The following is an 11994-nucleotide window of genomic DNA, read 5'->3' as shown; positions in this document are numbered from 1 at the left end:
GTTGTTAGTTCTAAATTTAACAATGTCTTATGTAATTTCTAATTTATTCTGTAATTTCTATTTCATTTTTATCAGGATCTAAAATACAACTTTCAAAATATCCATCTCCCGTTTTCCTAGGCTCACTAATAACTTCATATCCATCTTTACTTAATTTATCTGTCAATTTAATCACTAAATCTTCGCTTCCAACTGAAAATGCCATATGAATTAATCCTGTATATTTTATATTAATATCATTTGGTTTTTCTTGAATATTTGTTGTTTGCATTATTTCAAGTCTTGCTCCTGATGAAAATGTTAAAAAATAAGATTCAAACTTTTTTTTAGGATTATAATATTTTTTATTTGACTTAGCATTAAAATATTTAATGTAAAAACTACGTAACCTCTCAATATCATTAGTCCAAATAGCTATATGTTCTATATTCATATTTACGCCTCCTCTTTTTTGCAAACGTTTTTCTATTTTTTAACTTTAATCTTTTTTCTTCTTTTATCCATAAATTTAACATCTAAATACTCTTGCTCTATACCATTCTTAAAATATATTTTTTTATTTGACTCATCTATATTTTCCACCAATTCAGCACTATAAATTTTTTTATTTAATCTATCAAATTCATCTTTATTTAACCTGAAAAATACAAAATTTTTATCTGCTAATATAAGTAAATTAATTCCCCATAATAAACCTACTCCTATAATCGTCTTATCTATAATTGCAAACACCAAAAATAGTAACATCAAAGCACTAGAAGATATTATAGTTTTAAATTTACTTATTATTAATATCATATTATTTTCTATATAAAATTTTATCTTTAATCCAATATAAAACATATATAAAATAACACTATAAAATGTTATTAAGTGTATTAATTCTCGTTTATCAGTTATATTACTTATAATTTTTACATATGGAATATATAAAAAAATTCCAACTATAAATAGATATATTTTTAAAATCATAAAAACCATCTCCTAATATTACATTCTATAATCCATCTTTATTTATTATGTTTATTTATCATCTGTACCCTTGTAATATACTCTATATTAATTAATTCAGTTTTCTTTTTATTTACTTTTATTTTTACCCAATTATCAATAACTTCTATAATTTCCCCTTGTATTACAGTTCCGCCTACTCCTCCAAAAGATACTCCTGAAATAATGCACTTTTTACCTATCAAAGATTTTATAACTTGATTATCCACTTTTTTATCCCTCCTTCTGATTTTTTTTATTATTCTATTAATCTTATTACTTTCCCTAGTATTTATATTTGTGATTATAATTACTATAAAAAGTATAAAATATGTATATCCATACCCTACCATATAAAACACCTCATAAAAAAATTTATTCTTACATCTTCAAACTAAATTCCATATAAACAGGATTATGATCAGAATCTTGAAAATCTAAATCAATTCCATTAATTTTATCGACGCTTACATTAGGAGAAAGTAAAAATCCATCAATTATATACAGATGATTTCTTCCTCTTTTATAAATTTTATTGTTTTCTCTACAAGTAGCAATATTATTATCTGCAACAAATTTCCAATCTTTTGGCATAAAATCTTTATTAATCTTAACTGGATTCCAATTTGCTTTTTCAGTTGTAATATTTATTTTATCTAAATTAGTATTTGGAAAAATACTATTCCAATCTCCACCAACTACTATAAAATCTCCATTATTATACTCCTCTAAAATATGTTCTTTTAGATAACTAACCTGTTTTTTCCTAAGGAATCCTCCTTTATCAAAAGCTGATAAATGTAAATTTATCATTATTAAATTCTTATTTCCAATTTTATATCTTGTTTCTATAAAACATCTATCAAGTTGAAATAATTTTGTAGGCCAAGAGTAACTTCCAGGAAAACTATACCTAATTGATGAATCTGGTTTATATTTAGAAAACAGAGATATTCCACTTAAAACTTTTCCCATTGGTTTAAATAATGGAATTGGCACCCAAAGGGTTTTATAATTTGTAGCAAATGTAGTAGTATAATTTTTTAAATTATCTTTCACATAATTATATTCATTTACATGATAACTTCTTGTTGAATTTTTATCTATCTCCTGCAAAAATATAAAATCACTTTTTTCTTTAATTATATTTTTAGTAATATTTTTTATATGTTTTTCTACTACTTCTTTGCTCTCTCCTATTGATTGTTTCCCACCATCCATAAAAAAGTCTGCCTCTTTTCCAAGTGCAGAATACCCAATATTCCAAGTTAAAATAGTAAATTTTTTCCCAATTATATTTTTTCCTGTTCCATAAACTTCTAATTTAGTTTTTTCTTTTGGATTAAATTCAGAAATTGTCATAATCAATAAAAACAGAATAAAAGTTGATATTAATGTTAAAAATAAGATACCCCCAAATTTCAAAATTGTTTTCATAAACCTTTCTCCTCCCTATTATCATATTTTTTAATATATTCTTCTAAATTCCCAAAATAATTTCATATATAGGAACAGATTAAAAATAACATTCCGATTTTGTTTTAAAATATACAATATTTCAAGCATTTTTATAACAAAATATAAAAAACTTATTTTTTAAATATTCTATATTGCTAAAACAAATTAGTAAAAACACTATTTCTAATTTAAAACTCTCTTAAAAATAGTGTTTTTATACCATTAATTATTTTAATTTAAAAATTTTAGTTAAATTTACAACCATCTTTTTCCATTTAATATTATTTAAAGTATATACAGCTTTTGTTCTATTACTACCAGATGTATTTACTTTAACTTTTTTCATACTTTTTGGAAAATTTGAAACTGCACTAACTATACTATTAAAATTATTTTGCAAATAATACTTCACTTCAGAAGTTTCACCTATTTTAATCTCAGTTTTCTTATTCATAAGGTGATAGTTAATATCATTAATTATTTTATATACAATTGCATTATTCAATTCATCTTTTCCTAAACTTGGAGAAGGTAACTCTACATATACTGCAAATCTATCATAAAATTTCGTTTTATTATTCTTTCTATCTTTCAAAATATACATTATCTCTGCAGCAACTCCATATCCTTCTGCTACTATATAATTAGGAATAACTATTTTAATTTCATAATCACTTGCTCTTCTATTTTCACTTACAGAATAGATCCCATTAGTTGTTAAACTTTCTTGTAAAGAGGAAATTATAGCATTTTCATCTTCAGAATTAAATTTATACTCTTCAGAAATCCCATGTGTTTCTCTTGCTAAAGGAGTAATATCCAGATTATTAAAATTCTTATACATAATTGAATTAAAATATATACTTTTTTCACTTTTTACAGGATTTTTTAAAACAACTATTTTTTTACCCGACATTGAGCTACATCCTAATTGTGTTAGTAATACTAAAACCCCTAATAATAATATTTTTTTCATTTTTTTCTCTCCTTTTTATTTTTTTATTTTTTATCTTTATTAATTATACTTATAACTTTTTCCATAACTTGATCTTCTCCCATAACTTCTTTTATAGGAGCTATATCTACTACCACATCTGGCTCTACCACTCCTTTATATTTAAAATATGGAATATCCTTTAAAATATCCAAAGTAGCTATACTAACTGGTATTCCACTATTATTTATATCATATCCTACAGGATTACCAAAACAATCTCCTCTTCCACCTGTTTTTACTCCAACTATTGTAGCTCTATTTTTTCCAGATTTTACTATTCCTGCAAATATAGTTGCTGCTGAAAATGTTTCTCTTCCAATTAAAACATATACTTTCCCTTTATAATGATTTTTTTTGTTTCCATCTATAAAATTATACAAATATTTTGTTAAATCTAATAATCCACCTGTATTTTTTCTCAAATCTATTATTATATATTTTGTTTTTTTCTTTTTTAATGTTTTAAAAAATTTAGTTGTTTTTTCTTTAAATTCATTAATTCCAACTTCTCTAGTTGGAAATCTATAAGTTTTTAAAATAGCTAAATCATTATTTACATACTTTATCTCTATTGAATCACCATTTCTTTTTCCTTCATTATCATCAAAAACATATCTACTTTTTAAAATTACATTTTTAATTTTATTATCTTTATCTAAATATTCAATTTTATATCCATCTTTACTTTCTCCATATATTAAGTAATATAATACAGAAAAATTTTGCTCAATAAGAAATCCAGCTTCACTTCCATCTTTATCTACACTAACAATTTTTCTCATATGTTCCAGTATTGTGCCTATTTTTATATTATTTATAGATATAATTTCTTTACCTATAATATTATTTTTAATTTTCTCCTTTTTTTTATTATAATTATAGATAATCACTCTATTTTTTCTAACTTTTACTAATAATGGCAATGGATTTCTATTTGAAGCTTCTAACCAAATTGATGTATGTCCATCTTTTATTCCTGCCATAAACTCTCCAACAATGGCTTTTATCTCTCTCTTTTTCCAAATTTCTTTACTTTTTATATTTTTTATTATTTTTTTATAATCCTCTTCTGTCTTTTTTTCACTCCTATATTTATATAAATTAGGATGAAGTAGCTTCAATTTTTCTTTCAAATCTGCCATTATTTCTAAAAATTCTTTTTTTGTGAATTTATTTTTATATTTTTTTGATTTACTTCTATATTTATCATACATATTAATACTATAAAAAATATTTTCCAATTTTTTTATATATTTTTTATCCATACAATTAATTATTCCAACAATTTCTTTACCTTTAAAATACATTCTTATCTCTTTTTGATCTTTAATAGAAAATTCATATGCTAAATTTCCATTTATTTTTCTTTTATGCAATTTTATATTTTTAAACATTTTTTTCATATAATTATTAAAATCTTTTTTACTGGAAAATCTATTATTATCTATAAAAATTTGCAAATATGTTTGTTTTTTTATTCCTTTAACTTGAAAACATGACATTGTAGATATAACAGGTATATTTACTTCAAATGCTACTATATCTTTTGGATAAACCACATAAAAATAGTTACTGTGATATTCCTTCATATTTTTTGAATACTTTTTTGAAATGTTTACACATGAAACTGTTGTTAATAATATAACAATTATTAACAATATTAATTTGCTTAATTTTTTCATAAACCCTCCTCATTTTTTTATAAATTTAAGCTATATTTTAATATAAATTTTCAAATATATATTAATTATTATAAATCAAGTTTATTATTTCTTATGGAAAATAAAATTTCTAAAATTTCATTAATTTTTCACTATATTTTATAAAACGACCTGTTTAAGAATTTAAAAAACTATAAAAAACCAGTTTTTGCTATTATAAAACTATTATTTAGACTATTTTATCATATCTTTTTATTTTTTCAAAGATTTTTTTAATTATAATTTTTAATCCCTTTCTATTCCTTTTGCTATAAATTTTGAAAACAAAATTTTATTATTTTCTTTATTTATTTTTTCTTTAAAAATAATTGGATATTTCAACACTGTTCCTCTGAATTTTAAAACTTCTAAATATTTCTTTGTTTTTTCTTCCAATTTATTATTCTGTATTAATGTTTTTATATCATTCAATACATATATATTATTCAAAGTTCTTTCTTTTATATTATCAGATTTATCTAAAAAAGATAGAAAATTTAAAATTGAATGAAATTTGTCAGATGCTTTTGAGACTATTTATATCACTTTACGAAAAATACTACTTCCATTATTATATGTTATTTTTGATTTTAATTCTTTATTTACAGAGTTGATTATTCTTTTTCTTTCTTGTAAATTAGTGGTAAAGTTACTTATTCTATACATATTTCTAAGAATTTTATCTTCTGTTGAAATATTATAATTATTTTGAAATTGATATATCACATTTAATTTATATTTTAGTTCTATTTTCTTATTTGTAATACCATATAGAAAAGCAGGAGCATAACTTCTCCTGCTTTCTTCCAAATAACATTTAAGAATAAATTTATTATATTTTTTTAAACCGTTCCTAAGTATTATTCACCCATTAAATATTTATCTACATTTTCTGCAGCATTTCTACCTTCTGAAATAGCCCATACAATTAGAGATTGTCCTCTTCTCATATCTCCAGCAGCAAATACTTTTTCTTTGCTTGTCATATATTTTTTATCAGATTTTACATTCCCTCTACCATCAAGTTCTAATTCAAGATTTCCAACTAATCCTTTATGTTCAGGATGTACAAAACCTATTGCCAAAACTGCTAATTCTATATCTAATTCAAATTCGCTATTTGGAATTTCATTCATTACTCTTTTTCCATTTTCATCTATTTCCCATTTTACTCTTGCAGCATGATATTTTTTTAGATTACCTGCTTCATCTCCACTAAATCTTTTCGTTAATATATTCCACTCTCTTATATCTGTTTTACATTCTCCACCTAAACATACCTTTGCTTCTTCATGTGCTGTATTATTTTTCAACACTTGTGGAAAATTAGGCCAAGGATTAGTTTGTGGTCTATCTAATGGTGGTTTGTCTAACAATTCTATTTGATATACATTTTTTGCACCTTGTCTTATAGCTGTCCCAACACAATCAGCTCCTGTATCTCCTCCACCAATTATTAATACATTTTTTCCTTTTGCAGTTATTCTATCACTTTCTGCTATCTCTTTGCCTTCATTTACATAATTTTGTTGAGTTAGATAATCCATTGCATAATGAATTCCTTTTAATTCTCTTCCGTAAACTGGTAAATCTCTTGCTAATCTTGACCCACCAGCTAAAACTACAGCATCATAATTATTCAATAATTCTTCTACTGGCAAATCAACTCCAACATTAGTATTATAGATAAATTTAGTACCTTCAGCTTCCATCTGTTTTATTCTTCTATCTACAACCCATTTTTCTACTTTGTAATCTGGTATTCCATATGTTATTATTCCACCAGCTTTACTTGCTCTTTCATAAACTGTTACTGTATGCCCTAGTCTAGTTAATTGTTGTGCCGCTGCAAGTCCTGCAGGCCCACTTCCTATTATAGCTACTGTTTTGCCTGTTTTTACTTTTGGCAATATTGGTTTTACCCAACCTTCTTGCCAACCTTTTTCTATAATTGCATACTCTATATTTCTTGTAGTCACTGGCTTGTCATTTATTCCAAGTACACATCCACCTTCACATAATGCTGGACAAATTCTACCTGTAAATTCTGGAAAATTATTAGTACTTTGTAACAGTTCTAATGCTTTTTCCCATTCTCCTTTATTTACCATATCTTGCCATTCAGGACATAAATTCCCTACTGGACAAGAAAAATGACAAAATGGTGTTCCGCAATCCATACATCTTGCAGCTTGTTTTTCTAAATTCTTTTCTGTAAATGGTTTATATAATTCTTTAAAATCTTTTACTCTTTCTTCCACTGGTCTTTTTGCAAACTCTTCTCTTGATATCTCTAAAAATCCGCCAACTTTACCCATTTATTTCACCTTCCCTTCTGCAAGAAGTTTCTTATATCCTGGAGCAATTACTTTTACAAATTTATTTATATTATTACCCCAATCTTGCAGTATATCTTTTGCTCTATTACTATTTGTATATTTCAAATGATTTTCTATCATTGTTTTCAATTCTTCTTTTTCTTTTTCAGTTTCTACTTTATCTATTTCTACATCTAGCATATTAACTTTTTTATCAAATTCTCCAGTTATATCATATACATAAGCTATTCCACCACTCATTCCAGCTCCAAAGTTTTTACCTGTTCCACCTAATACTGCAACTCTTCCACCAGTCATATATTCACAACCGTGGTCTCCTATTCCTTCTACAACTGCTGTAACTCCAGAATTTCTTACACAAAATCTCTCTCCTACAACTCCATTAAAATAAGCTTCTCCTTTTATTGCTCCATAAAGAATTGTGTTTCCACCTATAATATTTTTAGCTGTATCAAAATCTGCTGTTTCAGGAGCTTTTACTATTATTTTAGCACCAAATAACCCTTTTCCTATATAGTCATTAGCTTGTCCTTCAAGGTTTAATGTTATTCCTTTCATTCCAAAAGTACCAAAACTTTGACCTGCATATCCTTTTATGTTAATTTTTATTGTATCATCATCTAATCCAAATTCTCCATATTTTTTAGCAACTGCTCCACTTAACATTGTTCCAAAAGTTCTATCTGTATTATGAATATCTACATTTATTTCAACTTTTTCTCTATTTTCTAATGCTGGTTTAGCTAATTCAATCAATCTCCTATCAGCTATACTATCTATTCCATGATCTTGAGATTGTACACATTTTTTTGCTATTTTTTTAGGTAATTGTGGTTGATATAATATTTTTGTTAAATCAAGCCCTTTTGATTTCCAATGTTTTATAGCTTCATCTAACTCTAATACTTCTGTTTTTCCAACCATTTCATCTATTGATTTAAATCCTAATTCAGCCATAATTTCTCTAACTTCTCTAGCTACAAATGTAAAGTAGTTTATTAAATATTCTGATTTTCCTAAAAATCTTTTTCTCAATTCAGGATTTTGAGTAGCAACTCCAACTGGACAAGTATTAGTATGACAACTTCTCATCATTACACATCCAAGTACTACTAACGCACCTGTTGCAAATCCATATTCTTCTGCTCCAAGTAATGTAGCTATTGCAATATCTCTTCCTGTTTTCATTTGACCATCAGCTTGCAATCTAACTCTTCCTCTCAAATCATTCATTGATAAAACTTGATGAGTTTCTGATACTCCAAGTTCCCAAGGAAGTCCTGTATGTTTCATTGATGTAAGAGGTGCTGCTCCTGTTCCACCATCATAACCAGATACTAATATCATATCAGCATGAGCTTTTGAAACTCCAGCTGCAATTGTTCCTATTCCTATTTCTGATACAAGTTTTACACTTACTCTTGAATCAGGATTTACATTTTTCAAGTCAAAGATAAGTTGTGCCAAATCCTCAATTGAATAAATATCATGATGAGGCGGTGGCGAAATAAGGTCTATTCCAGGTGATGTATGTCTTACTTTTGCTATCTCTTCACTTACTTTATGACCAGGAAGATGTCCACCTTCTCCAGGTTTTGCACCTTGTGCCATTTTTATTTGAAGTTCATCTGCATTCACCAAATAATGAGTTGTAACTCCAAATCTACCAGAAGCTATCTGTTTTATAGAGCTTCTTCTATTGTCTAAAAATCTTTCTGGATCTTCTCCACCTTCTCCAGAATTTGATTTTCCACCAATTGCATTCATTGCTATAGCCATTGCTTCATGTGCTTCTTTTGATATTGAACCATAAGACATTGCACCTGTTACAAATCTTTTCATAATATTTTCAACTGGTTCTACTTCATCTATTGAAATAGAATTTCTTTTTTTAAATTTAATAAGACCTCTAATTGTAGCTAAATTTTCACTTTGGTCATTTATTAATTTTGCATATTCTTTATACTCATCATAGTTATTTAGTCTTGTAGAATGTTGCAATTTTGCCACTGCTTCTGGACCAAATAGATGCTTTTCTCCATTTTTTCTATAATGATATTCTCCATCATTTTCCAAAATATCAAATTCATTTTTTCTAAGTGAATTAAATGCTTTTTTATGTCTTTCTAAAGTTTCTTTTTCAATTATATCTAATCCAATTCCTTCTATTCTTGACACAGTTCCTGTAAAATATTTATCTACTAATTCAGTTGAAAGCCCCAATGCTTCAAATATTTGAGCACCCCTATAACTTTGTATAGTTGATATTCCCATTTTAGACATTATTTTTAATAATCCTTTATCTACCGCTTTTATATATTTAGCTTCTTTTTTAGCTTTAGCATTTTCTGTCAAATAAAGTTTTGTATCTATCATATAATCTATTGCTTCATAAGCTATATATGGATTTACTGCTAATGCACCATATCCTATTAATAATGCAAAATGCATAACTTCTCTAGCTTCTCCTGTTTCCACAATTATATCTACACCATTTCTTTTTCTTTTTTTAATTAAATAGTGATGTAATCCTGCTGTTGCAAGTAGTGATGGAATTGGAGCATTAAAGTCATCAACTTTTCTATCGCTTATAACTAAAATATTATATCCTTCATCTATACTTTTTTCAGCTTCAGCAAATAATAATTCTAACCCTTTTTCTAATCCATCTTCTTCTGAAATATTAAAAAGTGCAGGAATCACTTTTGTTTTAAAATTTTCATCTTTCAAATGAACGATTTTATCTAATTCTTTATCTGTTAATATTGGCGATTCCAAAGTAATTAACTTTGCTTTTTCTTCTGTTTCTTCTAATATATTTCCTTTTACACCTATATTTGTAGTTAATGACATAACCACTTTTTCTCTAATAGGATCTATTGGAGGATTAGTTACTTGTGCAAAAAGTTGTTTAAAATAATTAAATAATAATTTAGATTTATCAGATAAAACAGCTAATGAAGCATCATTTCCCATAGAACCAATTGGTTCTTTCCCATTTTTAGCCATAGGAACTATTATCTCTTTTAAATCTTCTCTTGTATATCCAAAAGCTTTCATTCTTGCTACAATTGTTTCATAATCATTTTCATGTCTTGCTGCTGCTTCGCTTAATTCACTTATATTTTTTTTATTATTTTTTAGCCATTCTCCATATGATTCATTTTTTGCAATACTGTCTTTTAATTCTTCATCAGAAACTATTCTTCCCTCTTCCATATCAACTAAAAACATTTTTCCTGGCATTAATCTTCCATTTTGTTTTATATTTTTAGGATCTATTTCCAAAACTCCAACTTCTGAAGCCATTATTACTAAATCATCTTTTGTAACTATATATCTTGCTGGTCTTAAACCATTCCTATCAAGAGTAGCTCCAATTTGTTTTCCATCTGTAAATGCTATTGCAGCTGGTCCATCCCAAGGCTCTACCAATCCAGAATTATATTCATAATAATCTTTTACATTTTGTGGTAATTCTACATCATTTTCCCAAGCTGCAGGTACAAGCAATGTAGCTGCTTCTACAATTGATTTTCCAGAAGCTATAAGTAATTCAAAAGCATGATCCAAATTAGCAGAATCACTATGTTCTAAATTACATATAGGGTATAATTCTTTTATATTATCTCCTAAAATTTCATTATAAAGTTCAGGCTCTCTAGCACTCATCCAATTAGCATTTCCTTTTATTGTATTTATCTCTCCATTATGAGCTAAATATCTAAATGGTTGCGACAAATCCCAAGATGGAAATGTATTTGTACTATATCTTTGATGAACTAATGCCAAAGAAGATGTTACTTTTTCATCCCCTAATTCAGGATAAAAAGCTTTTATTTGTCCTGCTAATAAAAGTCCCTTATACACAATCACTCTACTTGACATAGAAGGAATATAAAAATAATCTTTATTTTTTATATTAGATTCCATTATAGCTTTTTCTATTTTTTTTCTTATAATATAAAGTTTTAATTCAAAATTTTCTACATCTTCTGATTTTTTTATAAATAGCTGTTTTATTCCAGGCATTGTACTTGCTGCTGTTACACCTATCTTATCTGACTCGACCGGTACATTACGCCATGAGATAATCTCTTGCCCTTCATCTTCTATTACTTTCTCTATAATACCTTCTGCAATTAATTGTTCATCATATTTTACTGGTAAAAATATAAATCCTACACCATATTCTCCCTCTTTTGGAAGATTTTCTATTTCACTTCTAAAAAACTTATCTGGCATTTGAATTAAAAGCCCTGCTCCATCACCAGTTTCAGGATCAGCTCCAACAGCTCCCCTATGTGTTAATTTTACTAATACTTCTATACCTTTTTCTACTATTTCATGGCTTTTTTTCCCTTTTATATGTGCCACAAATCCTACACCACAGTTATCTTTTTCCATTTGTGGTGAATATAATCCTTGTTGTTCTGGTATTCCCATTCCTCTAGCCATTTTATCATCCTCCTAAACCTTAATAATACTCGATACTTATTTCCCCTAAAAA

At 26.5% G+C, this 11994-nt stretch carries 10 protein-coding genes; all 10 read right to left on the bottom strand.

Annotation, left to right across the window (positions count from 1 at the left end; genetic code table 11):
* Positions 1–43: 43 nt before the first annotated feature.
* A complete protein-coding gene (locus RDY08_RS02040; protein WP_307904764.1) occupies positions 44–433 on the bottom strand; it encodes a VOC family protein in 390 nt (129 codons plus the stop codon).
* Between the two features lie 32 nt (positions 434–465).
* Positions 466–972: a hypothetical protein gene (locus RDY08_RS02035; RefSeq protein ID WP_307904763.1), complete on the bottom strand. Its 507-nt coding sequence runs from the start codon at positions 970–972 to the stop codon at positions 466–468.
* A 38-nt stretch (positions 973–1010) separates the two neighbouring features.
* Positions 1011–1220: a DUF6897 domain-containing protein gene (locus tag RDY08_RS02030; protein WP_307904762.1), complete on the bottom strand. Its 210-nt coding sequence runs from the start codon at positions 1218–1220 to the stop codon at positions 1011–1013.
* A gap of 151 nt (positions 1221–1371) precedes the next feature.
* Positions 1372–2427, bottom strand: a complete 1056-nt coding sequence (locus tag RDY08_RS02025) for an endonuclease/exonuclease/phosphatase family protein (RefSeq protein ID WP_307904761.1) — start codon at positions 2425–2427, stop codon at positions 1372–1374.
* Positions 2428–2674: 247 nt separating this feature from the next.
* A complete protein-coding gene (locus tag RDY08_RS02020) occupies positions 2675–3424 on the bottom strand; it encodes a hypothetical protein (protein ID WP_307904760.1) in 750 nt (249 codons plus the stop codon).
* Positions 3425–3447: 23 nt separating this feature from the next.
* A complete protein-coding gene (locus tag RDY08_RS02015; RefSeq protein WP_307904759.1) occupies positions 3448–5127 on the bottom strand; it encodes a S41 family peptidase in 1680 nt (559 codons plus the stop codon).
* Positions 5128–5391: 264 nt separating this feature from the next.
* Positions 5392–5595, bottom strand: coding sequence for a hypothetical protein (locus RDY08_RS02010; protein WP_307904758.1), 204 nt, complete (start codon positions 5593–5595; stop codon positions 5392–5394).
* An 87-nt stretch (positions 5596–5682) separates the two neighbouring features.
* Complete coding sequence (locus RDY08_RS02005) at positions 5683–5955, bottom strand: hypothetical protein (RefSeq protein WP_307904757.1); 273 nt, start codon at positions 5953–5955, stop codon at positions 5683–5685.
* Between the two features lie 50 nt (positions 5956–6005).
* Positions 6006–7463 (bottom strand): glutamate synthase subunit beta, encoded by a 1458-nt coding sequence (locus RDY08_RS02000; protein ID WP_307904756.1) that lies wholly within the window; start codon positions 7461–7463, stop codon positions 6006–6008.
* Positions 7464–11942, bottom strand: coding sequence for a glutamate synthase large subunit (gene gltB / locus RDY08_RS01995; RefSeq protein ID WP_307904755.1), 4479 nt, complete (start codon positions 11940–11942; stop codon positions 7464–7466).
* Positions 11943–11994: the final 52 nt, after the last annotated feature.

It is taken from the genome of Haliovirga abyssi, from assembly GCF_030295325.1.
Taxonomy (GTDB): domain Bacteria; phylum Fusobacteriota; class Fusobacteriia; order Fusobacteriales; family Haliovirgaceae; genus Haliovirga; species Haliovirga abyssi.
This window is presented reverse-complemented; position numbering and strand designations above follow the sequence as displayed.